Origin of the sequence: Tsukamurella pseudospumae, assembly GCF_001575195.1 — a bacterium.
In the GTDB taxonomy this organism is placed as follows: domain Bacteria; phylum Actinomycetota; class Actinomycetes; order Mycobacteriales; family Mycobacteriaceae; genus Tsukamurella; species Tsukamurella pseudospumae.
On the sequence record NZ_LSRF01000058.1, the window covers coordinates 166,680 to 190,508 of the forward strand.

15 protein-coding genes are annotated in these 23,829 nt (G+C 70.4%); 13 read left to right on the forward strand and 2 right to left on the reverse strand.

Going from position 1 to position 23,829, the window contains the following annotated elements:
- Window positions 1–145 precede the first annotated feature (145 nt).
- The 6 genes from AXK60_RS27845 to AXK60_RS19310 all read left to right on the forward strand — a co-directional run bounded on the left by AXK60_RS27845 (window position 146) and on the right by AXK60_RS19310 (window position 8,986).
- Window positions 146–2,269, forward strand: coding sequence for a SpoIID/LytB domain-containing protein (locus tag AXK60_RS27845; RefSeq protein WP_082778129.1), 2,124 nt, complete (start codon window positions 146–148; stop codon window positions 2,267–2,269).
- A gap of 107 nt (window positions 2,270–2,376) precedes the next feature.
- Window positions 2,377–3,582, forward strand: a complete 1,206-nt coding sequence (glf, locus tag AXK60_RS19290; RefSeq protein WP_068573616.1) for a UDP-galactopyranose mutase — start codon at window positions 2,377–2,379, stop codon at window positions 3,580–3,582.
- On the forward strand, window positions 3,579–5,477 hold the full coding sequence (locus tag AXK60_RS19295; RefSeq protein WP_068573617.1) for a glycosyltransferase: 1,899 nt from the start codon (window positions 3,579–3,581) through the stop codon (window positions 5,475–5,477). The genes glf and AXK60_RS19295 overlap by 4 nt, the downstream gene beginning before the upstream one ends.
- A gap of 35 nt (window positions 5,478–5,512) precedes the next feature.
- Window positions 5,513–6,076, forward strand: coding sequence for a phosphatase PAP2 family protein (locus AXK60_RS19300; protein ID WP_068575240.1), 564 nt, complete (start codon window positions 5,513–5,515; stop codon window positions 6,074–6,076).
- Complete coding sequence (locus AXK60_RS19305) at window positions 6,076–6,996, forward strand: decaprenyl-phosphate phosphoribosyltransferase (RefSeq protein ID WP_068573618.1); 921 nt, start codon at window positions 6,076–6,078, stop codon at window positions 6,994–6,996. Before AXK60_RS19300 ends, AXK60_RS19305 begins: the two co-directional genes overlap by 1 nt.
- Window positions 6,974–8,986, forward strand: coding sequence for an arabinofuranosyltransferase AftB family protein (locus tag AXK60_RS19310; RefSeq protein ID WP_082778130.1), 2,013 nt, complete (start codon window positions 6,974–6,976; stop codon window positions 8,984–8,986). The genes AXK60_RS19305 and AXK60_RS19310 overlap by 23 nt, the downstream gene beginning before the upstream one ends.
- 48 nt (window positions 8,987–9,034) lie before the next feature.
- Here AXK60_RS19310 and AXK60_RS19315 read toward each other — a convergent pair whose 3' ends face one another.
- On the reverse strand, window positions 9,035–9,895 hold the full coding sequence (locus AXK60_RS19315) for an alpha/beta fold hydrolase (RefSeq protein WP_068573620.1): 861 nt from the start codon (window positions 9,893–9,895) through the stop codon (window positions 9,035–9,037).
- Window positions 9,896–9,989: 94 nt separating this feature from the next.
- Between AXK60_RS19315 and AXK60_RS19320 the strand changes: the two genes are divergently transcribed.
- From AXK60_RS19320 to AXK60_RS19335, 4 genes are all read left to right on the forward strand, one after another.
- Window positions 9,990–11,618 (forward strand): alpha/beta hydrolase-fold protein, encoded by a 1,629-nt coding sequence (locus AXK60_RS19320; protein ID WP_068573621.1) that lies wholly within the window; start codon window positions 9,990–9,992, stop codon window positions 11,616–11,618.
- Between the two features lie 79 nt (window positions 11,619–11,697).
- A complete protein-coding gene (locus AXK60_RS27160) occupies window positions 11,698–12,159 on the forward strand; it encodes a DUF732 domain-containing protein (protein ID WP_175400075.1) in 462 nt (153 codons plus the stop codon).
- A gap of 4 nt (window positions 12,160–12,163) precedes the next feature.
- Window positions 12,164–13,183, forward strand: coding sequence for a cutinase family protein (locus AXK60_RS19330; RefSeq protein ID WP_068573623.1), 1,020 nt, complete (start codon window positions 12,164–12,166; stop codon window positions 13,181–13,183).
- A gap of 19 nt (window positions 13,184–13,202) precedes the next feature.
- A complete protein-coding gene (locus tag AXK60_RS19335) occupies window positions 13,203–14,144 on the forward strand; it encodes a cutinase family protein (protein WP_068573624.1) in 942 nt (313 codons plus the stop codon).
- Window positions 14,145–14,196: 52 nt separating this feature from the next.
- Here AXK60_RS19335 and AXK60_RS19340 read toward each other — a convergent pair whose 3' ends face one another.
- The gene (locus AXK60_RS19340; RefSeq protein WP_068573625.1) at window positions 14,197–15,312 is read right to left on the reverse strand and encodes an agmatine deiminase family protein; all 1,116 of its coding nucleotides are present in this window, start codon (window positions 15,310–15,312) and stop codon (window positions 14,197–14,199) included.
- A gap of 158 nt (window positions 15,313–15,470) precedes the next feature.
- On the opposite strand from AXK60_RS19340, the gene AXK60_RS19345 reads away from it, so the two are divergent.
- From AXK60_RS19345 to pks13, 3 genes are all read left to right on the forward strand, one after another.
- The gene (locus AXK60_RS19345) at window positions 15,471–16,490 is read left to right on the forward strand and encodes a TIGR03621 family F420-dependent LLM class oxidoreductase (RefSeq protein ID WP_068573626.1); all 1,020 of its coding nucleotides are present in this window, start codon (window positions 15,471–15,473) and stop codon (window positions 16,488–16,490) included.
- A 215-nt stretch (window positions 16,491–16,705) separates the two neighbouring features.
- Window positions 16,706–18,616, forward strand: coding sequence for a long-chain-fatty-acid--AMP ligase FadD32 (fadD32, locus tag AXK60_RS19350; protein ID WP_068573627.1), 1,911 nt, complete (start codon window positions 16,706–16,708; stop codon window positions 18,614–18,616).
- Window positions 18,617–18,696: 80 nt separating this feature from the next.
- Complete coding sequence (pks13, locus tag AXK60_RS19355) at window positions 18,697–23,817, forward strand: polyketide synthase Pks13 (protein ID WP_068573628.1); 5,121 nt, start codon at window positions 18,697–18,699, stop codon at window positions 23,815–23,817.
- Window positions 23,818–23,829 lie beyond the last annotated feature (12 nt).

Below are 23,829 nucleotides of genomic sequence, written 5' to 3' on the forward strand. Positions count from 1 at the left end.
CGCCCCAGCCGTCTGCTCTCCTGGTGTGACTTGTGTGACTTATGTTGCTTACGTGACGAATGTTGTTGATGGTGTTAGTCTCGACCTCACGTTGAGCTTTGTCCCGTCCGGGCACGGCTCACCTGCGTCGAGCTAAGGAGAAACCATGCCCGTATGGATCGACGGTGGCCCGCGTCGCCGCCGCGTACGGCGTACCGTCGCCCTGGCGATGCTCCCGGCACTGGCCGTGGGCGGCGCGGCGGCACTGCTCAGCACCACGAACATCGTCCGCGACCCGCAGCTCACGGCGGGGAGCGAGGTCACCTTCACCGGTCAGGGCAACGGCCACGGCCGGGGACTCGGCCAGTGGGGCGCCTTCGGCTACGCGAAGTCCGGATGGACGGCCGAGCAGATCGTCGCGCACTACTACGGCGGCTCCCAGCTCTCCCGTGCGGACACGAACCTGCCCGTGCGCGTGCAGCTCACCACGCAGAAGACCGCGAACGTCCTCGCCCCGGCAGGCGCCAAGATCGGCGATCAGCAGGTCGCGCCCGGCCAGGCCGTGCGCATCGACGGCGACAAGGCCGTCATCACGACCGGCTGCGGCGGCCCCGTCGTCAAGACCGTCCCGGCCGGGGACGCCACGATCAACCCGTTGAACGCGGCCGCGAACCGCCCGACGGCCGAGCTCCTGAAGTTCTGCGGCACCAACGCCACCTACCGCGGCGCGGTCGCCGCGAAGGACGGCAAGGTCTTCAACGTCGTCAACATCGAGGACTACCTGCGCGGTGTGGTCCCGGTCGAGAGCAAGGTCGAGTGGGCGGATCAGGGCGGCTACGAGGCCCTGCGCGCCCAGGCCATCGCCGCCCGGTCCTACGCGCTCGCCGAGGGCGCCAAGCGCGGCGACACGTACAACGACACCCAGGACTCCCAGGTCTACGGCGGCGCCTCGAAGGAGGACCCGCGCACCGACAAGGCCGTCGCGAGCACCGCCGGCCTGGTCATGGCGAAGAACGGCTACGCCGTGTCCACCGAGTTCTCCAGCTCCACCGGCGGCTTCACCGCGGGCGGCGACTTCACGGCCGTCAAGGACGACGGCGACGTCGTCTCGCCCTACCGGAACTGGACGCAGAAGGTCCCGACGGCGAAGATCGCGCAGGAGTTCGGCGTCGGCACGTTCAAGTCCATCCGCGTGACGAAGACGCAGTCGGCGCAGGCCGCCCGCGTCGAGGCCGTCGAGATCGTCGGTGCCGGCAAGACCGTCACCGCGACCGGCGCGGACGTCCGCAAGAAGCTGGGCCTGCGCTCGGACTGGTTCACCATCGACGGCCAGGCTCCGGCCGCGGCGCCCGCCTCCGGCGCCCCGAGCACTCCCGGCGCGGCTCCCGCGCCCGTCGCTCCCGGCGCGGGCACCGCACCGTCGGGCTCCACCCCGGCACCGGTCCCCGGGCAGGTCGTGGACCGGCAGATCGTGGCGGCCCCCGTCGACCCCTTCAACCCGGTCCCAACCGCGCCGAACGCCGCGCAGTCCGCGCCTGTGGCCGCCAGTTCGGCGACCGCAGCGGCGTCCGCCGTCACAGCGGCACCCGCCGTACCGGCCGTCCCGACGGTGCCCGGCGCGGCCCCGGCCGCACCCGCGACGCCCGCTGCTCCGGCGGCCCCCGCCGCTGCGGCGGCCCCGACCGCGCCCGCCGCGCCGGTGATCCCGGGGATCCCCGGGCCGCCGGCCGCCTCCGCGGTCGCGCCCGTGGCGCAGGCCGTGACCGGTAAGGCCGCGGTCGAAGCCGCGTACGCCGGTGCGGGCGGCGAGGCCGGCACGCTGGGCAAGGCGGTCTCGAACCCGATCACCTTCCCCGACGGGTCGATGTTCCAGTCGTATCAGAACGGCACGATCTACTACACGCAGGCGAACGGCGCCCAGGTGGTGCCCTCGGGCGTCGCGGCGCCCACGACGCTGCTCAACTGGGTCACCGCCTTCGCGTCCGGCGGCGCCCCGAGCCTGCCGCCGCTACCGCTGCTCAACCTGATCCCCGGCTGGGGCGACCTGCTGGGAGTCAACCCGGCGTCCACCGGTGCCGCGTCCGGCGTGCCCGCCGTGCCGGTGACGCCCGGCGCACCGTCGAGCGCGGCGGCGACCCCGGCCGTCCCGTCCGCGCCCGCGGCCCCGTCGGCGCCCGCGGCCGCTGCCACCCCGGCGGTGCCGACCACCCCGGCCGCCCCCGCCGCTCCGGCTCCGGCCGCGGGCTCGACCCCGTTGGCCGTCCCGACGGTGCCGGGCGCGCCGCAGTGACGAGGGCCGTGGCGGCCGGCTCCGGGGAACCGGCGCCGGCCGGCCTCGGTCACAGCGCCGGGCCGGGTGGCGTCATGGACGCCGTCCGGCCGGTACCCTGAACGTCCGTGGCAACCTCCTCTCCCCAGTCCTATGACCTCATCGTCGTCGGCTCCGGCTTCTTCGGCCTGACCATCGCCGAGCGCACGGCCGCTGAGCTGGGCAAGCGGGTCCTCGTCGTCGAGCGCCGGCACCACCTCGGCGGCAACGCCTACTCCGAGGCGGAGCCCGAGACCGGCATCGAGATCCACAAGTACGGCGCGCACCTCTTCCACACGTCCAACGAGCGGGTGTGGGAGTACGTCAACAAGTTCACCGACTTCACCGGCTACCAGCACCGCGTCTTCGCGATGCACAAGGGCCAGGCCTACCAGTTCCCGCTGGGCCTCGGCCTCGTCAGCCAGTTCTTCGGCCGCTACTTCACGCCCGACGAGGCGAAGGCGCTGATCCAGGAGCAGGCCGCCGAGTTCGACTCCAAGGACGCCGCGAACTTCGAGGAGAAGGCGATCAGCCTGATCGGCCGACCCCTCTACGAGGCCTTCATCAAGCACTACACGGCCAAGCAGTGGGAGACCGACCCGAAGAACCTGCCCGCGGGCAACATCACGCGCCTGCCCGTGCGCTACAACTTCGACAACCGGTACTTCAACGACACGCACGAGGGCCTGCCCGTCGAGGGGTACACCGCGTGGCTTGAGAACATGGCCGCGTCGGACCTCATCGACGTGCGCCTGGACACCGACTGGTTCGACGTCCGCGACGAGCTCACCGCCGCCTCCCCGGACGCCCCGATCGTCTACACCGGCCCGCTGGACCGCTACTTCGACTACTCCGCCGGCCGCCTCGGCTGGCGCACGCTGGACTTCGAGACCGAGGTCCTGCCCACCGGCGACTTCCAGGGCACCCCGGTGATGAACTACAACGACGCGGACGTGCAGTACACCCGCATCCACGAGTTCCGCCACTTCCACCCCGAGCGGGACTACCCCACGGACAAGACCGTGATCATGCGCGAGTTCGGCCGCTTCGCGAACGACGACGACGAGCCCTACTACCCGATCAACACCCCGTCGGACCGCGAGATGCTCGCGGCCTACCGGGCGCTGGCCAAGGCCGAGGCCGCGGACCGCAAGGTGCTCTTCGGCGGCCGCCTCGGCACCTACCAGTACCTCGACATGCACATGGCCATCGCCAGCGCGCTGTCGATGTTCGACAACACCCTGCGTCCGCATCTCGAAACCGGTGCCGCGCTCACCGAGGAGACGGCACAGTGACGAACCAGGCGAAAACCCTTCTGCAGCGCGTGATCCTGCCACGCCCGGGCGAGCCCCTCGACGTGCGCTCGCTGTACATCGAGGAGGCCGAGACCAACTCGCGCCGCTCGCACGCGCCCACCCGCACCCAGCTGAACGTCGCCGGCGAGTCCGAGGTCAGCTTCGCCACCTACTTCAACGCCTTCCCCGCGTCCTACTGGCGCCGCTGGACCGTGCTCACCGACGTGGTCCTGCGGATCGAGCTCAAGGGCACGGCCCGCGTCGACCTCTACCGCTCCAAGGTCGACGGTGCCCGCATCGCCCTGGGCGGTGGGCTCGTTCAGACCGACGCCACCGGCTACGGCGTCGCCGAGTTCGCCACCGACCTCGGCCCGTTCGAGGACGGCGGGTGGATCTGGTTCGACGTGACCGCCGACAGCGACACCGAGATCATCTCCGCCGCCTGGTACGCCACCGTCGGCGAGGAGGGCCTGCCGGCCAAGCGCGTCACCGTCGGCATCCCCACCTTCAACCGGCCCGACGACGCCGTCGCCGCGATCGCCGCCCTGACCAGCGATCCGCTGGTCGACGAAGTGATCGACGCGGTCCTCATGCCCGACCAGGGCAACAAGAAGGTCATCGACCACCCGGACTACGAGGCCGCGATCGCCCCGCTGGGCGAGCGCTACCACCGCTTCGAGCAGGGCAACCTCGGCGGCTCCGGCGGCTACGGACGCATCATGTACGAGGCGCTCCGGCTGACCGACAGCCCGTACGTGCTGTACATGGACGACGACATCGCGATCGAGCCGGACTCGATCCTGCGGGCCCTGGCGTTCGCCCGGTTCGCGAAGTCCCCGATGCTGGTCGGCGGGCAGATGCTCAACCTGCAGGACCGCAGTCACCTGCACTGCATGGGCGAGGTCATCGACCGGAACGCCTTCATGTGGACCGCGGCGCCCTTCGTCGAGTACGACCACGACTTCTCCGAGTACCCCCTGAAGGACAAGGAGAACAGCAAGAACCTGCATCGCCGCATCGACGTCGACGGCAACGGCTGGTGGATGTGTCTGATCCCGCGCGTCGTCGCGGAGGAGATCGGCCTGCCGATGCCGTTGTTCATCAAGTGGGACGACTGGGACTACGGTCTGCGCGCCGCCCGGGCGGGCTACCCGACGGCGACGGTGCCCGGCATCGCGATCTGGCACATGGCCTGGTCCGACAAGGACGACGCCATCGACTGGCAGGCGTACTTCCACCTGCGCAACCGACTGGTCGTCGCCGCGATCCATCACGAGGGCAGTACCCGCGGCATCATGACCAGCTCGATCAAGGCGCTGATGAAGCACCTGCTGTGCCTCGAGTACTCGACCGTCGCGATCCAGATCGAGGCGATGCGCGACTTCCTGCGCGGTCCCGAGGCGCTCCACGAACTGCTGCCCACCGCGCTGCCGAAGATCGCCGCGATGCGCAAGGAGTACCCGGACGCCGTGGTGCTGCCCAGCGCCACCGAGCTGCCCCGCACGTCCGGCTCGGCGACCGCGTTCGGCACCCGGATCCCGACCAACCCGCTGACCAAGGTCTCGACGCTGGCCAAGGCCGTGCGCAACAACCTGCGTCCTGCTGATCCCCGGAGTCACGAGGTGCCGCAGGCCAACTACCCGCCGCTCGAGGCGCGCTGGTTCAGCCTGGGCAGGGTCGACGGGGTGACCGTCACCACCGCCGACGGCCGCGGCGTGGTCTACCGGCAGCGCGACCGGGAGAAGATGTTCGCGCTCATGCGCGAGAGCCTGGCAGTGCACCGCGAGGTGGACCGCCGCTTCGACGAGATGAAGCAGCGCTACCGCGCCGCGTACCCCGAACTGACCAGCCGGGAGGCGTGGTCGACGATCTTCGAGCCCGAGGAGACGAAGTGACCGACAACCCGGAGCAGGCGCTGAAGCCGGAGGAGATGATCCTCGTCGGCGTGCAGGCGCAGCTGGCCGGCCGTCCCGGGGTGCTCCCGGCGGCCCGCGGCCTCAGCCACTTCGGCGAGCACTCACTCGGCTGGCTCGGCCTCGCCGCGCTCGGTGCGGTGCTGCAGCCGAAGCGCCGCCGGGAGTACGTGACCGCCGGCGTGGGCGCCTTCGTCGCGCACGCGGCGTCCGTGGTGATCAAGCGGATCGTCCGGCGCAAGCGCCCCGACCATCCGTACATCACCGTCGGCGTGGGGACCCCGAGCAAGCTGAGCTTCCCGTCCTCGCACGCCACGTCCTCGACGGCCGGCGCGATCCTGCTGGGCCGCGCGTCCGGCGTGCCCGGCGGAGCCGTGCTCGCGCCGGCGGCGGTCGTGCCGCCGATGCTGGCCTCGCGCATGGTGCTCGGGGTGCACTACCCGACCGACGTCGCCGCCGGCGCCGCGATCGGTGCCGTGACCGCGCTCGCCGCGATCGAGGGTGAGAGACTGTGGGCTGACCGAGCGGCGCGCTGCTCCGCGAAGGACCGGAAGAACCAGACGAAGGGGTCGGACGACTGATGAGCGAGGAGCCGATCGAGCACGGCGAGCCGAAGGCACCGTCGAACCTCGCCAGCGGACTGGTCAAGGCGATCCGGCCCCGGCAGTGGGTCAAGAACGTCCTGGTCGTGGTGGCCCCGCTGGCCGCCGGGCGCGACCAGCTGGAGTTCGTCAAGTTCGGAAACGTCGGCATCGCGTTCATCGCGTTCTGCCTGGCCGCGTCGTCGATCTACCTGATCAACGACGCCCTCGACGTCGAGGCCGACCGCGCGCACCCGACCAAGCGGTTCCGGCCCATCGCGGCCGGCGTGGTGCCGGTGAACCTGGCCTACGTCCTGTCGTTCCTGTTCGGCGCCGGTGCCATCGCGGTGTCGTTCCTCGCGAACTGGCATCTCGCCGTGGTCATCGCGGTGTACATCGTGATCCAGCTCGGGTACTGCTTCGGCCTCAAGCACCAGGCCGTGCTCGACATCTGCATCGTCAGCTCCGGCTTCCTGCTCCGCGCCGTCGCCGGTGGCGTGGCCGCCGAGCTGCCCAAGGGCCTGTCGCAGTGGTTCCTGCTCGTGATGGCCTTCGGTTCGCTGTTCATGGCGGCCGGTAAGCGCTACGCCGAGCTGCAGCTCGCGGAGCGCACCGGCGCGAAGATCCGCAAGTCGCTCGAGTACTACACCACCACCTACCTGCGCTTCGTCTGGACGCTGGCCGCGACGGCCGTCGTCCTCTGCTACGGGCTGTGGGCCTTCGACAAGACCGCGCACCCGAACAACATCTGGTACGGCCTGTCGATGGTGCCCTTCACCATCGCCATCCTTCGGTACGCCGTCGACGTCGACGGTGGCGAGGCGGGCGAGCCCGAGGAGATCGCCCTCGGTGACCGCGTGCTGCAGGTGCTCGCGATCGCGTGGATTGGAACCGTCGTTGCCGCGGTCTACTTCGCCTGACGACACGGCCCCGTCGAGCTCGACCGACGCCGGGGCCCCGTCGAGGTTCTCCGCACCCCGGGTCAGTCTCTGGCTCGGGGTCGCGGTCTGTGCGGTGGCGTTCGCGTACGGCGCCTGGCAGCGCCGGTGGATCGCCGACGACGGGCTGATCGTCCTGCGCACCGTCCGGAACCTGCTGGCCGGCAACGGCCCCGTCTTCAACGTGGGCGAGCGCGTCGAGGTGAACACCTCCGCGGCCTGGACCTACCTCATCTGGTTCTTCTCCTGGATCAGCGGTGTGCAGACCGAGTACGTGGTGCTCACCGTCGCGCTGGTGCTCTCGGTCGCCGCGATCCCGCTGGCGATGCTCGGCACGGCCCGCCTGTACAAGGGGGGCGCGGGCTGGTCCCGGCTGCGCGGCTCGGGGCTGCTGCTCCTCCCCGCGGGCGGCCTGGTCTACATGGCGCTGCCGCCGGCGCGCGACTTCGCGACCTCCGGGCTCGAGGTGTCGCTGACCATCTTCTGGGTCGCGCTGCTCTGGTGGCTGGCCGTCGCCTGGTCGCAGGCCGACCGCGATCCGGTCGAGCGGCGCGATGTCATCCGGTACTGGACCCTGACGCTCTCCACCGCGTTCGTCGCGGGTCTGTCCTGGCTGGTGCGCCCCGAGATGGCGCTGGTCGGCGGCCTGGTGCTGCTGGTGATGTTCGCGGCGCCCATCGGCTGGCGGCTGCGGCTGGGGATCACCGCGGCCGGCGGCTTCCTGCCCGTCGCGTACCAGATCTTCCGGATGGGCTACTACGGCCTGCCGGTACCGAACACGGCCGTCGCGAAGGACGCCACGGGATCCAAGTGGGGCCAGGGCTTCACGTACCTGATGAACCTCGTGGAGCCGTATTCGCTGTGGTTGCCCGTGCTGGCGCTGCTCCTGGCGATGCCGCTGCTGCTCCTGCCCGCGCGCGGCGCCCGCGCCCCGTTGACCGGCCGGTTCCGCCTGCCCCACGGCGGTGCTCGCGGCCTGCGCGATCAGCTGCAGCGGCCCGCGGTGATCGTGGCCGTGATGTTCCTCGGCGGCGTCGCCGAGACCCTGTACTGGCTGCGCCAGGGCGGCGACTTCATGTCCGGCCGCGTCCTGCTCGCACCGCTGTTCCTGCTGCTCCTGCCCGTGATGGTGATCCCACTGCGGATCCCCGCGCGGCAGCCGGGCGACTCGAAGGTCCGCGGCTTCGCGCGGCTCGCCGGAGGCACCGCGGGCGCCGCGATCGCGGCGGTCCTGTGGGTCCTCGTCATCGGCTGGGCCCTGCACGCCACGACGCTGCGCGGCCAGCCCGACGGGACCTCCATCGGCCGGACCGGCATCGTCGACGAGCGGGCGTTCTACTCCCTGCAGACGGGCCACGCGCACCCGATCACCGCCGACGACTACCTGGACTACCCGCGCATGCAGGCGCTGCAGGAGATCCTCCGGCAGACCCCGCGGGGCGGCGTCTACCTGCCGTCGATCGACTACGACTGGTGGTTCATCGATCCGCTGCCGTACCCGCGGCCGGACGACGTGCCGTTGCGGCAGACGGTCTTCTTCACCAACCTCGGCATGACCGGGATGAACCTGCCGCTCGACGTGCGCGTGTGGGACCAGATCGGCCTCGCCTGGCCGATGGCCTCGCACACCGCGCGGCTCGAGGACGGCCGGATCGGGCACGACAAGGACATGTTCCCGGACTGGGCCGTGGCGGAGGCGAAGGCCTACCCGAAGCGTCCCGCGCTGCCGGGTTTCATCGATCCGGACTGGGTGAACCAGTCCCGCGTCGCGCTGACCTGCCCGCAGATCCAGCAGCTGCAGGCCTCGTACTCGGCGCCGCTGACCTTCGACCTGTTCAAGCGGAACCTCAAGCTGTCGTACGCGAACTACAAGCTGCGCATCGACCGCGTGCCCGAGTACACGTTGCGCATGTGCCGCCTCGACGTGCCGCCGCCGCTCACCGACGACCAGAAGTCGATGCCGAAGCCCTGATGGGCGCGGTTGACGACCTGCGCGTGTGTTCGCCCTGACCAGCGCCGATCAGAGCTCGTGGCGGTCGAGGAAGTCCTCGATCGCGGCGGCGAAGACCTGGTTGTCGTCGCCCGCCACCATGTGCCCGGCACCGCTGACGTCGGCGACCTCGGCCTGCGGCACGCGCTGCAGCATCTTCTGCACGCCCTCGTCGCTGACCACGTCGGACTTGCCGCCGCGCACGATGAGCGTGGGCACGGTGACCCGCGCGGCCGCGGCCCCGAGCCGGTCCTTGTCCTGGATGCGGGCCTCCCCGCGGTCGTCGCCGCGGATGAACGCCGGGTCCCAGTGCCAGTACCAGCGGCCGTCGGCGCGCTGCCGCACGTTCTTCTTCAGGCCCTCGAGGTTGCGGGCGCGCTTGCGGGCGGGGTTGTAGGCGGCAACGGCGTCGGCCACCTCCTCGAGGTCCGCGAAACCGTCGGTGTGCGCGGAGAGGAACTCGGTCACGCGGTCGATGCCCTTGGGCTCCACGTCGACCACCACGTCCACGAGAACGAGTGCCGACGCGATGCCTGGGTTCTCGCCGACCGCGCACAGGCTGGTGATCCCGCCGAGCGAGGCCCCGATCAGCACGGGCGGCGGACCGTCGAGCGTGCCCAGGACGGCCAGGAGGTCGCCGACGAAGTCGCCCAGGGCGTAGGAGCCGTCCGCGGCCCAGGCGGTGTCGCCGTGACCGCGCGCGTCGAGAGTGAGGACCGTGTGGCCCCTGCCCGCCAGCGCCGCGGCGGTCCGGTCCCACGAATGCCGGGTCTGTCCGCCGCCGTGCAGGAGCAGGAGCGTCGTGCCGCCCTCGCCCCAGCGATCGCCAGCGATCGTCAGGCCGCCCGCGGCGACGGTGAAGGGCTGCGCGGAGGCGTGCATTTCGGTCATCGAACAGTCCTATCACGGGTGCGACGGCCGGTGACCCCGACCACCCTCCGCGCGGCACCGGGACGCGAAACAACACCCGTGTAACACTGGTCGCATGTCATCGATGGGCCGACTCGGAACGCTGCTCGTCGCCGGTGCCGTGGCGGCGGGGACCGTCGTGGCGGCACCGTCGACCCTGAACACCGCACCCGCCCATGCGGACCCGGCGCCGGCGAAGTCCAGGATCGTGGGCGCGCAGTGGCAGGGCGACCACCAGGTGGACCTGAGCGTCTACTCCGCGGCGATGAACGACACGATCAAGGTCCAGCTGCTGCTCGCCCGCGACTGGCACGCGGATCCGAAGGCGCGCTTCCCCACGCTGTACCTGCTCGACGGGATGCGGGCGCGCGAGGACCGCAACGGCTGGCTGATCGAGACCGATGTCGCGAACTTCTACCGCGACAAGAACGTGACGGTCGTGCTGCCCGTCGGCGGCCAATCCAGCTGGTACACCGACTGGAAGCGACCCGACAACGGCAAGAACTACCAGTGGGAGACCTTCCTCGCGAAGGAACTGCCGCCGCTGCTGCAGCAGGGCTGGCGCGCCACGGATGTCCGCGCCGCGGCGGGCGTCTCGATGGGCGGCACCGCCGCGTTCACCCTGGCGGCCCGCAACAAGGGCCTCTACCGGTTCGCGGGCTCCTACTCCGGCATCCTCTCGACGAGCACGCCCGGCACGCCGGAATCGATCGCGCTCGCCATGCGCGACGCCGGCGGCTTCAACGCCGACGCCATGTACGGCCCGCCGACGGATCCCGCGTGGGCGCAGCACGATCCGCTCAAGCTCGCGGACAAGCTGCGCGGCGTCAGCCTGTACTTCAGCTCCGGCAACGGATCCGGCGGTACCGGCGCGCCCACCGACCTGCAGGCGTTGGCGCTCGAGGTGCTCTCGCGCTCCTCGAACCAGGCCTTCGCGGTCGAGCTCAACCGCCTCGGCATCCCCGCGAACGCGCTCTACCGGCCGTCGGGCAACCACAGCTGGCCGTACTGGCAGTTCGAGAACGGCCAGGCGTGGCCGCAGGTGCAGTCGGCGCTGGGGATCGCGAACCCGAAGCCGTGCGGCATCGGCGGGGCGATCGCCGAGGCCGCGCCGAAGGCTCCGGCACTCGGATCGTGCGTCACCGTCGAATATCCCGTTCCCGGCGGCCGGGCGCAGGACTTCCGCGGCGGACAGGTGTTCTGGTCGGCCGACACCGGCGCTCAGGTGGTGGGCGGCGCGATCGGCGGCGCCTACCTGGGCGCGGGCGGCCCCGGCGGCGCGCTCGGCTACCCGACCGCGGGGGAGCGGGCCCTGCCCGACAAGAACGGCCGCTACCAGCAGTTCCAGCACGGCACCGTGTACTGGACGCCGCAGACGGGGGCACGGGCGGTGCGCGGCAAGATCGGCGAGAAGTACGCCGCACTGAACTTCGAGCGCTCGGCGCTGGGGCTTCCGGCGTCCGACGAGACGAAGCTCGCCGGTGGCGCCTTCCAGCGCTTCCAGGGCGGGCAGATCTACTGGTCGCCGAAGACGGAGGCGGCGGTCGTGAGCGGCCCGATCTACGCGGAATGGGGTCGTCAGGGCTACGAGGCGGGCCGACTCGGCTACCCGCTCGCCGACGGTACGCCGATCCCCGGCGGCTGGGAGCAGCGCTTCGAGCACGGTGTGATCGCCCTGGTGAACGGCGTCGCCACCACGCGCTGACGCCCGTCCGGGGGTTGTGGTTCACCGCTGCCGGTAGCCTTGCAGCGTTGCGTGCGGACGTACTTCAAGGAGAGAAGACATGGCTGGACTTCGGGAAGCCCTTGTGGCCGCAGTGTTGACGGGCGGCGTGCTGCTGGGCGCCGTCGCGTGCGGCGGCAGTTCGACGGTCGAGGCGCCCACCACCGCGGCGGACGGCGGCGGCACCTCGTCGGGCCCGACGACGCTCCCGGCCACCGCGCCCGCGTCGTCCTCGGCGGCGTCGACGAATCCCAAGGACGCGGCCTTCGTCGCGAAGATGAAGTCGCAGGGCCTCGTGGCCTCCGACTCGGACATCCTGGGCGCCGCGGGCTACGTGTGCTCCGCGCTGTCGCAGAACCCGAACAAGCAGTACCAGGAGAAGACCCTGCCGACGCTGGTCAAGGCGATGATCGGCACCTCGCGCACGGGCGGCGGCGTCAGTGCCGAGCAGGCCGACAAGCTCGCCACCGCCGACGCGACCAAGCTGATCGCCGAGGCCAAGACCTCGTACTGCAAGGCCTAGTCGGGTGACGCACCAGCAGCCCGGAAAGCCCGACGGTACGCCGTCGGGACGCAGGTTCTCGCCGCTCGTCATCGTCGTGGGTGTCGTCGTCGTGATCGCGCTGGTGCTGCTGGCGATCCTCGTCGGGACGTGGCTGCGGCCGGGGCCCTCGATTCCGCCACCGTCGGAATCGCAGAGCTCGGCGCCGAGCACCTCCGGGTTCCCGCCGCGCCCGAAGTCGCAGCCGGCGGACTGCCCGGACGTGCAGGTGATCTCCGTGCCCGGCACGTGGGAGTCGAAGAGCACCGACGACCCGTACCGGCCCACGTTCAACCCGAACTCGTTGATGCTCAAGGTGACCGGGCCGCTCGCGTCCTCGATCCCGGGCTCGCGCGCCGACATCTGGACCACGCCGTACGTGGCGCAGCTGTCGAACCCCGTCGCGATCCCGCCGGACGGGCAGGCGTCCTACGAGAAGTCCCGCACCGAGGGCTACGACAAGTCGGTCGCGCAGATCAAGAAGGTCTACGAGCGGTGCAAACTCACCGGCTTCGTGCTGATGGGCTTCTCACAGGGCGCCGTGATCGCGGGCGACATCGCCGCCGAGATCGGTGCCGGCAAGCTCATCCCCGCCGAGAACGTGCTCGGCGTGGGGCTGATCTCCGACCCGCGGCGCGAGCCGGGGGACGCGCGCACCGTCGGCCCGAACCCGCCCGGCGTCGGCGTCGAGGTCGCGTACGGCGGCTTCAGCTTCGGCAGCCTGTCGCTGCGCGGTAAGCGTGAGGGCGGCTTCGGTTCGGTCCGGGACCGCACCGTCTCGCTGTGCGGCACCAAGGACCCGATCTGCAACCAGCCCAAGGACATCTTCCAGGTGGACGAGCTGACGAAGACGCTGCCCGAGCTGCAGAAGGTGCTCACGGGCAACTCGCACGCGCTGTACGCGACCACCGCCGACTGGAACCTGAACGGCCAGACCGCGACGCAGTGGCTGCAGGGCTGGGCGCGCGGTGTGATCGACAAGGCGCCTAAGCCTCCGCACAGCTGACCCTGGTATCCACAGAGGAATGGCAGGCAAGAGCAAGCGCGTCCTGAACGTGTTCGGCATCGCGGTGATCATCGCCGCGATCATCGCGCTCATCGTGGTGGGCACCCTCCTCTGGTCGATCTGGAACAGGACGGGGCCCACCCCGCCCGGCGAGCCCACCGGCCCGCAGGCGGCGGGGTGCCCGGACGTGCAGGTGCTGTCCTTCCCCGGCACGTGGGAATCCTCGGCGACCGACAGCCCGGAGCGCCCGACCTTCAACCCGCGCTCGCTCATGCTGCAGGTGACGAATCCGCTGGACAAGCGGTACGACGACGGCCGCGCCGATATCTGGACCGTGAACTACGCGGCGCAGTTCCACAACCCGATCGCGGTCCCGCCGGACGGCCAGATGACCTACCAGGCCTCGCGCCAGCAGGGCACCGACCGCGCGATCGCGAAGATGAAGGCGGTCACGGCGACGTGCCCGCGCACGGGCTTCGTGCTGGTCGGCTTCTCGCAGGGCGCCACGATCGCGGGCAACATCGCCGCGCAGATCGGCGCGGGCAAGGGGCCGATCGTCGCGCAGCGGCTGCTCGGGGTCGGCCTGATCTCGGACAGTCGCCGTGTGCAGGGGCAGGGCCGCGCGATCGGCGTCGACCCCGAGGGCGAGGGTGTCGAGGTCACGTTCTCCGGCTTCAACTTCTCGGGCGTGGACCTGCAGGGCAAGCGCGGCGGTGGCTTCGGTGCGGTGAACGACAAGGTCGTCACCATCTGCGGCTCCAACGACCCGATCTGCAACCAGCCCAAGGGCGGACTGCTCGGTCTCGCCACCGGCCTGCCGCAGGTGATCTCGACGATCACCCAGAACTCGCACGCCGCCTACGGCACCACCGCCAACTGGTCGCTCGACGGTAAGACCGCGACCCAGTGGATGACCGGCTGGGCCACCGGCGTCATCGACAAGGCGCCGAAGACGAAGTGATCGTGTGCCGTTGACCCCTCACAGGGTGGTCAAGGGCACACGATTCGTCGGCTCACCGGGCGGGTTGCTGCTGGGTGGCGCAGTGGATCCCGCCGCCGCCCCCGGCGATGGGGTCGATGTCCAGCTGGACGACCTCGCGGCCGGGGAAGAGCCGCTGCAGCGTCGCGCGAGCCGCACCGTCGGTCTCCGCGTCGCCGAACTGCGGGCAGATCACGGCGCCGTTGCACAGGTAGAAGTTGATGTACCCGGCGGCGAAGTCGTCGTCCTGCGCGTACGCCTCGCGCACCGTCGAGGGCGTGCGTAGCACCTCCACCTGCAGCCTCCGGCCGCGCGCGTCGGTGGCGCCGCGGAGGATCTCGAGGTGCCGGCGGGTCACGTCGTGGTCGAAGGAGCCGGGGTCGTCGTCCTGCGCCGCGACCACCGTGCCGGGGGAGGCGAAGCGGGCGTAGAAGTCGGTGTGGCCGTCGGTGATGTCCTTGCCCTTGATGCCGGGCAGCCAGATCACCTTCTCGATCCCGAGTAGGTCGTTCAGCTCGGTCTCGACCTGCTGCTTCGTCCACCCCGGGTTCCGGTTGTCGTTCAGGACGCAGCTCTCCGTGATGATCGCGGTGCCCTCCCCGTCGACCTCCAGTGCGCCGCCCTCGAGCACCAGGTCGGTCCGCACCGCCTCGGCCCGCGCCTGCCCGGTGACGAACCCGGCGACCTTCGCGTCGGACGCGTGGGTCTGCTTGTTCCCCCAGCCGTTGAAGGTGAAGTCCACGCCCGCGAGCCCCTTGTCGCCGGTCACGAAGGTCGGACCGGTGTCGCGGATCCACAGGTCGTCGAGGTCGGCCGGGACCAGCGTCACGCCCGGCGCGGCGCCGAGCAGTGCGCGGGCGCGGTCCACCTGGTCGGGGCGCACCAGCATCGACACCGGCTCGAACCGGCCGATCGTGGTCGCGACCAGCATCAGCGACCTCTGCACGTCGGGCAGCAGCTTCTTGCCCCACACGTCCTCGCGCGCGGCGAGCGCCATCCACGTCCGCTCGTGCCGATCGCCCTCGTCCGGCATCCGCCACCGCCGCCCGCCCCGGTCCACCGGGGACCTCTCGGTCGGGCTGTTCGACGGTGCGCCGCACGCCGCCAGTACCGCTCCCACCGCCGCCATCAGGAAGTTCCGTCGTCGCATCGCATTCCCTCTCTCGACGGTGCCGGCTCCTCCAGCCCCGTCCGCCCATTCTCGCGCGAGGGGGCGCTTCGCGGGGATCCGGCGCAGCGCGGGGGACGACGGTGCCCGCCGCGGTCCGGAACGGGGCGCACCGTCGAACCGTTAGGCTGTGCGCAACCATGTCAGACCGCACCACCGTCGACCAGGAGTATCCACACGTGAGCACTGAGCCCCGCAAGTTCCGGTTCGCGGCGGGTGGCGCCGGCAACGCCGACGAGGGCGGCGTGCGCAAGTTCGTCAAGCTCGCGCAGGAGGCCGAGGAGCTGGGGTTCGACACCTTCGCGATCCCGGACCGGCTGGACGCGCAGGTGGGTCCGCTGGCGGCGCTCGGCGCGCTCGCCGTGAGCACCTCCACGATCCGCCTCGCCACCTCGATGCTCGCGATGCCCTTCCGACACCCGGCGGTCCTGGCCAAGGAGCTGACCACCATCGACGTGCTGTCCAAGGGTCGCCTCGAGATCGGCCTCGGCCTGGGCGCGTTCAAGGACGACTTCGACCAGTCGGGCATCGAGTTCGAGTCGCCCGCCCGCCGGCTGCAGCGCCTGGACGAGGGCCTGACGGTGCTCGACTCGCTGCTCCGTGGCCAGGAGGCGGAGTTCGAGGGCGAGATCTTCCGGGTCAAGGACCTCAAGGGCTACCCGCGGCCGCGGCAGGGCCCGCGTCCGCCCATCGCGATCGGCGCCGGCGCGCGCCGCACGCTGGAGCTGGCCGCGCGCCGCGCGGACGTGGTCTCGATCAATCCGCGCAGCTCCGCCGAGGGCAAGCTCAAGATCTCGGACATGTCGCTGGACGCGGTGAAGAACAAGGTCGAGATCGTCAAGGCCGCCGCGGGCGAGCGTTTCGCGGACCTCGAGCTGTCCTGGTCGATCGCCACGATCGTGGTCACCGACGACCGGGAGCAGGTCGCGGACTTCGCGCTCAAGGCCATCGAGCGGGGGCTCTCGGCGAACATCGAGGTCGACAAGGAGGTGACGATCGACGACGTGCTGGGCTCGCCCTACCTCGCGATCGGCACCTTCGACGAGATCGCGGACCAGGTCCGTGCGACCCGCGAGGCCACCGGCATGTCGTACGTCGGCGTCGTCCCCACCCAGATGGAGGCGTTCGCGCCCGTGCTGGAGCAGCTGAAGGGCGAGTGACCCCGACCTCACGGTTTTCGCACCCGCCGTTACCGCGCGGTACGATAGTCGGGTTTGCGGATTTTTCTGCGCGTGTCACCTGACCAAACAGGTGAAACGCGTTACGGATATCGAGCACTATGAGGTGGCGCACAGGCCCGCAACGGGTCCGCGCCGCCACGCGATGTACCACTGTATGACCGGCGCTGCCCGGCACCGGTTACGAGGAGCGATGCATGAACAACGAGTTTGACCAGTTTCTGGATGAAGACGGCAACATCTTCTTCCGCCCCGGAACCACGCTGGTCGACTTCGTCGAGAGGAACGCACGGGAGCGTGCCGACACCCTCGCGTACCGCTTCATCGACTACAGCCGCGAGCGCGACGGCGTCGTCCACGAGCTGACCTGGTCGCAGTTCGGCGCCCGCCTGCGCGCCATCGGCGCCCGGCTGCAGCACATCACCAAGCGCGAGGACCGCGTCGCGATCCTCGCCCCGCAGGGCCTGGACTACGTGACCGCCTTCTTCGGCGCCCTCTACGCGGGCAACATCGCGGTGCCGCTGTTCAGCCCGGACGAGCCGGGCCACACGGATCGCCTGCGCATCGTCCTCGAGGACTGCAAGCCGACGGCGATCCTCACCAGCTCGGGCTCCGCCGAGGCGTGCCGCAACTTCTTCCGCCACCTCCCGGCGAAGGAGCGGCCGCGCATCATCGCCGTGGACGCGATCCCGGACTCGGTCGGCTCCACCCTCAAGCCCTTCCCGATCTACCGTGACACCATCGCGTACCTGCAGTACACCTCGGGTTCCACGCGCAACCCGGCCGGCGTGCAGATCACCTACGAGGCCGTCGGCACGAACGTGATCCAGATGATCCACGCGCTGGACCTCAACGAGAACTCCCGCGGCGTGACCTGGCTGCCGATGTTCCACGACATGGGCCTGCTCACGGTGATCCTGCCCGCCCTCGGCGGCAAGTTCATCACCATCATGAGCCCGTCGGCGTTCGTGCGCCGCCCGGGCCGCTGGATCAACGAGCTCGCGGCCGTCGAGGACGGTGCCGAGACCTTCGCCGCGGCCCCGAACTTCGCCTACGAGCACGCCGCCGCCCGCGGCCTGCCCAAGGAGGGCGAGACCCTCGACCTGTCCAACGTCAAGGGCCTGATCAACGGCTCCGAGCCGGTCACGGTCTCGTCGATGAAGAAGTTCAACGACGCGTTCGCCCCGTACGGCCTCTCGCCGAAGGCCATCAAGCCCTGCTTCGGCATGGCCGAGGCCACGCTGTTCGTCAGCTCGACCCCCGTCGAGAACGAGGCCCGCGTGGTCTACGTCGACCGCGACCAGCTGGCCGCCGGCACCTTCGTCGTCTCCGACGAGGGCGCCGAGGGCGCGGTCCCGCAGGTCTCCTGCGGCGACGTGGCGCTGAGCCAGTGGGCGTGCATCGTCGACCCAGAGACGGGCAAGGAGGTCCCGGACGATTCCGTGGGCGAGATCTGGCTGCACGGCATGAACATCGGCTCGGGCTACTGGGAGCGCGACGAGGAGTCCCGCGAGACCTTCCAGAACTACGTGACCCCGCTCTCCGAGGGCAGCCACTCCGAGGGTGTGAAGAACCTCGAGAAGGCGAAGTGGATGCGCACGGGCGATTTCGGCGTCTACCACGGCGGTGAGCTCTACATCACCGGCCGCGTGAAGGACCTCGTCATCGTCGACGGCCGCAACCACTACCCGCAGGACATCGAGTTCACGGCGCAGGAGTCGGACACCAAGTACATCCGCACCGGCTACGTCGCGGCGTTCTCGGTGCCGGCGAACGAGCTGCCGCAGGCCGTCTTCGACAGCGCGCACTCGGGCATCACCTACGACGTGAACGACCAGTCGGAGCAGCTCGTGATCGTCGCCGAGCTCGGTGCCGGTGGCGCCAAGCAGGACCAGCAGGCCCTCGCCGACGGCATCCGCTCGGCCGTGGGCGCGGCGCACGGCGTGCTCGCCCGCGACGTCCTGCTCGTGCCCGGCGGCTCGCTGCCCCGCACCAGCTCCGGCAAGATCGCCCGGCGCGCGGGGCGCGCCGCTTACATCGACGGCACGTTGCGCGGCGGCTACACGCAGACCGCGTTCCCCGACGCCGAGGCGAACGACGTCCAGTAGCGCCCACCGGCGCTCTCCACAACTTCATCACACGCGACCCAGGCAACACCCACGGTCTCGACGCGAAGGGTAGAAACACCATGGCTGAGAACGAGCACACCCCCCATGAAGGCCCGACCGGCAAGGCCCGCGAGGATCTGAGCCTCGAGGATCTGCGCGCGTGGATGCGGCAGTGGATCGCGGATGCGACCAAGCAGCCGCTGGAGAACATCACCGACGACAAGTCGCTGGACGAGTTCGGCCTGGGCTCGCGCGACGCGGTGTCGATGGCCTCGGACATCGAGGACTTCACGGGCGTACAGCTGACGGCCACCGTCGCCTTCCAGCACCCCACGATCGCCCTGCTCAGCCAGCGCATCATCGACGGTGACCCGGTGGTCTCCGACGACGACCTCGCGGCCGAGGCGGCCCAGTACGACCGGGGCGAGGACTTCGAGGCGGACCGCGGTCGGCACGACGTGGCCGTGGTCGGCCTCGCGACCCGCTTCCCGAAGGCCGGCGAGACCCCCGAGTCGACGTGGGAGTTCCTCATCGGGGGCGGCGACGCCACGACCGATCTCCCCGAGGACCGCTGGCTGGAGTTCAAGCAGGACCCGCGCCTGAAGGCCGTCCTCGACGATGCCAACACCTTCGGCGGCTACCTCGACGACGTCGCGTCGTTCGACGCCGAGTTCTTCCAGATGACCCCGCGCGAGGTCGAGATGGTCGATCCGCAGCAGCGGCTCGCGCTCGAGCTCACCTGGGAGGCGCTGGAGCAGGCCAACATTCCCGCCAGCTCCGTCAAGGGCACGCGCACCGGTGTGTGGATGGGCAGCTCCGCCAACGACTATCAGATGCTGGCCGTCGCCGATCCGACGAAGGCCAATCCCTATGCGCTGACCGGTACCTCGACCTCCATCGTCGCGAACCGCGTCTCGTACTTCTACGACTTCCACGGACCGTCGGTCACCGTGGACACCGCCTGCAGCTCCTCGCTGGTCGCGATGCACCAGGCCATCCGCAGCCTCCGCGACGGCGAGACCGACATGGCCGTCGCCGGCGGCGTGAACATGCTCATCGTCCCGGCGGCCACGCTCGGCTTCGACACCATCGGTGCGCAGGCGCCCGACGGCAAGATCAAGGCCTTCAGCTCCGATGCGAACGGCATGATCCGCGCCGAGGGCGGCGGCGTCGTGCTGCTCAAGCGCCTGGCCGACGCGGAGCGCGACGGTGACGAGATCCTCGGCGTCATCGCGGGTTCCGCGGTCACCTCCGACGGCAAGTCCAACGGCATCTTCGCGCCGAACCCCGAGGCGCAGGTCATGAACCTGCGCGATGCGTACATCGACGCCGGCATCGACCCGCGTACCGTCGACTACCTCGAGGCGCACGGCACCGGCACGATCCTGGGCGACCCGCTCGAGGCCGACGCCATCGGGCGCGTGCTGGGTCGCGGCCGCGAGGCGGAGAAGCCGCTGCTCCTCGGTTCGGCGAAGACCAACTTCGGCCACCTCGAGGCGGCCGCCGGCATCGCGGGCGTCGCCAAGGTGCTGCTCGGCATGCGCAACGGGCAGATCCCCGCCTCGCTGAACTTCGCGGGCCCCAACCCGTACATCCAGTTCGAGGCCAACCGCCTGCTCATGGCGGCGCGGAACACGGAGTGGCCCAAGTACTCCGGCGCGAAGCTCGCCGGTGTCACCGGTAACGGCTTCGGCGGCACCAACGCCCACGTGGTGGTCAAGGAGTACATCGCTCCGGAGGTCGTGGAAGGCGCTGCGGATGCGTCCGATTCCACGGAGGCCCCGTCGAACGCCGTGCCGGACTTCTACGCCGCCACCGCCGACGGTGCCGCGGTCCCGCTCGTGCTGACGGCCTACGTCCCGTCCCGCCGACGGGCCGCCGCCGCAGAGCTGCTCGCGTGGCTCGAGTCCGACGAGGCGAAGGAGTACACACTCGCCGAGATCGGCCGCACCCTCGCGCACCGCAACCACGGCCGCGTCCGGTCCGTGGTCATGGCCAAGGACCTCGACGAGGCGATCAAGGGCTTCCGTGCGATCGCCGAGGGCAAGAACGCGCCGAACGTCATCTCCGCCAACCAGCCCGACGGCGTGGGCCCGGCGTTCATCTTCTCCGGCTTCGGCAGCCATCACCGCAAGATGGCCAAGCAGCTCTACCTCGAGAACCCCGTGTTCAAGCACTTCTTCGACGAGGTCAACGAGCTGATCATCGACGAGTCGGGCAACGACTACGCCGACATGATCACCGACGACGAGCAGACCTTCCACATCGAGACCGGCCAGGTGGGCATCTTCGCCATCCAGGTCGCGCTCGTCGGCCTGTTCCGCCACCACGGCATCGAACCCGGTGTGGTGCTGCCCCATTCGATGGGCGAGGCCACGGCGGCCTGGGTCACCGGCGGTCTTTCGCTGGAGGACGCCGTCCGCGTCATCTGCAACCGCTCGCGCCTCATGGGCGAGGGCGAGGAGATGCTCCCGGAGGAGATGGAGCGCTTCATGGCGCTCGTCGAGTACAGCGCGGCTGAGATCGACACGGTGCTGGGCGATTACGAGGGTCTGGAGATCTGCGTCTACGCCGCGCCCACGCACACCGTGCTCGGCGGCCCCGGCAAGGTCATCGACAAGATCGTCGAGGAGACCGAGGCCAAGGGGCTGATGGCCCGGAAGCTGGTGACCCGCGGAGCATCCCACACCTCGCAGATGGATCCGCTGCTGGGCGAGCTGCAGGCCGAGCTCATGGGCATCGAGCCGCACGTGCTGCAGTACCCGATGTACTCCACCGTGAACAAGGACGAGTTCTACAAGGCCGGCCACGCGCCGGTGCACGACGTGGACTACTGGATCAAGGGCCTGCGCCACAGCGTGTGGTTCACCCAGGCCGTGGAGAAATCCGTCGAGGCCGGCTACCGCACCTTCATCGAGTTCTCGCCGAACCCGATCACCCTGATCTCCGTCGCCGCTGTCACCTTCGGCTCGGGTATCCAGGACGCCGCGCTGGTGCAGACGCTCAAGCGCAAGGAGGACGAGCCCGGCACGATCATGACGGCGCTCGCGACCGTCTTCGCGCGGGGCCACCATGTGGACGTGGCGTCGCTGTTCGGCCCCGGCCGGTACGCGCCGGTGCCGCGGACGAGCTTCCAGCGCAAGCACATCTGGATCCAGACCAAGCTGCCCGACGGCGGCTCGGGCGTCGTGCCCGGCGGCCACGTGGCACTGCCCGACGGCCGGCACGTGTGGCAGCTCGACGCGGGTGCCCTCACCCTCGGCGATCAGACCGAGATCTCGCTCGTCGAGCTCGCGCGGCTGGCCGCCGTCCAGGTGCTGGACGGCGCCGCGGTCACCGCTGCTGTCGAGCACGGCACCGTCGGCAAGGGCCAGACCCTGACCACCACGCTGACCCCGCACCCCGGCGGCGCGTCGATCCAGGTCCACGAGAACCTGGGCACCGGCTTCCGGCTGCTGCTGGACGCGGTCGTCGTGGCCGGCGAGGCCTCCGGCACCGCGGCCGCGCCGCTCATCACGAGGGCCGCCGCACCGGTGGAGGAGATGGACGAGCTCGACGAGTCCGAGCCCGAGATCACCGTCTCGGAGGAGACCGAGGCCCCCGCGCCGGAGGGCAGCACCGAGCGCTGGTCGCCGGAGTCCGGTGAGACGGTGGAACACCGCCTGGGCCTGATCATCTCGGAGACCATGGGCTTCGAGATCGAGGATCTCCCCAAGGAGATCCCGCTCATCGATCTCGGCATGGACTCGCTCCTCGCGATGCGCATCAAGAACCGCACCGAGTACGAGTTCGACATCCCGCCGATCCAGATCCAGGCCGTGCGCGACGCGTCCTTCAACGACGTCGTGCAGTTCGTCGAGTACGCGGTCGAGCACCGCGATCAGGTGGACGCGCTGGCCGAGCACCAGTCCGGCACCGGCGAACTCGCCGACGCCGGCCAGCTGGCCGAGATGATGAAGGCCGCCAAGGCGGAGGCCGCGGCGAAGGCCGAAGCCGCCGCCGAGGCTCCCGCGGAGGCCCCGGCCGCCGAGGCCGCGCCGGCAGCACCGTCGGACCCGGTGGCGGAGGCCGAGACCCCGGACCTGCACGACGCGGCCGCCATCGCGGAAGCCGTCGGCGACGGCGTCCCCCCGCGCGACGCCGCGGAGCGGCTGACCTTCGCGACCTACGCGATCGTGGTCGGCGCGTCCCCCGGCGGCGTCTTCAACGAGCTCGACGTGCTGTCCGAGGAGGTCGCGGAGAAGCTGACCGCGCGCCTCTCCGAGCGGGCCGGCGGCGAGATCGACATCGAGGACGTCATCGACTCGAAGAACATCGAGGAGATGGCCACCTACGTGGGCGCGGTCATGAACGAGGCCACGCCGGTCGACGGATTCGTCCGCACCCTGCGTAAGCCGGAGGGCTCGGATCGCCGGCCGCTCTTCCTCTTCCACCCCGCCGGCGGTAACACCACCGCCTACGAGGCGCTGCTGCGCAAGCTGCCCGAGGACCTGCCGATCTACGGTTTCGAGCGCATCGAGGGCGAGATCGAGGAGCGGGTCGCCGAGTACCTGCCGAAGCTCAAGGAGATCCAGCCGGAGGGGCCGTACCGGCTCGCGGGCTGGAGCCTCGGCGGCGCCTTCGCCTACGGCCTCGCGCGCGCCCTCGAGGACGAGGGCCAGGAGGTCGAGTACGTGGGTCTGCTGGACGTGGTCGCGCCGACGGTGCCGCTCACCGACGAGCCCGCGGAGAAGCGGGCCCGCCTGGAGCGCTGGGAGAAGTTCGCGCGCAAGAACTACGACATCGGCGACGAGATCGAGTTGCCGATCGATCGCCTCGCGGCGGCCGACGACGAGGGCCAGTTCCGGATCATCATGGAGCTGGTGCAGTTGTCCGACAAGAAGATCCCGACCTCGATGATCGAGCACCAGCGGACGTCCTTCGTGGACAACCGCATGCTGATCAAGGTGAACCCCGCCGACTACGACCGGTTCGGTGGCACGGTCACGTTGTACCGCGCGGATCGCATGCACGACGGCGCGGTGGAGCTGGAGCCGAACTTCGCGGACATCGCGCCGGACGGCGGCTGGGCGCCGGTGGTCGAGGACCTGCGGATCGTCAAGATCGGCGGCGATCACCTGCAGATCATCGACGAGCCGTACGTCGGGAAGATCGCGACGCACATGACCACGGAGCTCGACGCCGCAGACGGCGTCGCGTGATCGACGGCAGGG

Excerpts from the sequence above, each read along its gene's own strand:
- AXK60_RS27845 (WP_082778129.1), top strand. The coding sequence starts at position 146 with ATGCCCGTATGGATCGACGGTGGCCCGCGTCGCCGCCGCGTACGGCGT.
- AXK60_RS19300 (WP_068575240.1), top strand. The coding sequence starts at position 5,513 with ATGATCCTCGTCGGCGTGCAGGCGCAGCTGGCCGGCCGTCCCGGGGTG.
- AXK60_RS19305 (WP_068573618.1), top strand. The coding sequence starts at position 6,076 with ATGAGCGAGGAGCCGATCGAGCACGGCGAGCCGAAGGCACCGTCGAAC.
- AXK60_RS19315 (WP_068573620.1), bottom strand. The coding sequence starts at position 9,895 with ATGACCGAAATGCACGCCTCCGCGCAGCCCTTCACCGTCGCCGCGGGC.
- AXK60_RS19320 (WP_068573621.1), top strand. The coding sequence starts at position 9,990 with ATGTCATCGATGGGCCGACTCGGAACGCTGCTCGTCGCCGGTGCCGTG.
- AXK60_RS27160 (WP_175400075.1), top strand. The coding sequence starts at position 11,698 with ATGGCTGGACTTCGGGAAGCCCTTGTGGCCGCAGTGTTGACGGGCGGC.
- AXK60_RS19335 (WP_068573624.1), top strand. The coding sequence starts at position 13,203 with ATGGCAGGCAAGAGCAAGCGCGTCCTGAACGTGTTCGGCATCGCGGTG.
- AXK60_RS19340 (WP_068573625.1), bottom strand. The coding sequence starts at position 15,312 with ATGCGACGACGGAACTTCCTGATGGCGGCGGTGGGAGCGGTACTGGCG.
- AXK60_RS19345 (WP_068573626.1), top strand. The coding sequence starts at position 15,471 with ATGTCAGACCGCACCACCGTCGACCAGGAGTATCCACACGTGAGCACT.
- fadD32 (WP_068573627.1), top strand. The coding sequence starts at position 16,706 with ATGAACAACGAGTTTGACCAGTTTCTGGATGAAGACGGCAACATCTTC.
- pks13 (WP_068573628.1), top strand. The coding sequence starts at position 18,697 with ATGGCTGAGAACGAGCACACCCCCCATGAAGGCCCGACCGGCAAGGCC.